General features: G+C 66.1%; 1 pseudogene. It reads right to left on the bottom strand.

The features are described from left to right. Nucleotides 1-251, bottom strand: a pseudogene (locus AC0I8G_RS26065) (pyoverdine maturation tyrosinase PvdP); the annotation flags it as partial.

Below are 251 nucleotides of genomic sequence, written 5' to 3'. Positions count from 1 at the left end.
GGCTGGCGGTACCGAGTTGCCGTCGTGGTTGTCGTAGTAACGGATAAAACCCTGGCGGTCGCGCTCGATAAATACCGGCGGCTGTGGCAGTTCCTGCCAGGTCGGTAAGTCGGACTGCAATGTCCGGGCGCGGCCGAGCATATGGCGGTGCATAAACAGAAAATCCTCGCCCGAGCCGTTCAAGTGCTTACGTCGGCCCCGCGCGCCACGCTCGGCGTCGCGCGGGCCGGGCTGCCAGCCCAGGCCGCGCA

The organism is Kineococcus sp. AC630, assembly GCF_979255925.1.
The sequence above is the reverse complement of the archived record's forward strand: the minus strand, read 5'-3'. Positions and strand labels throughout refer to the sequence as shown.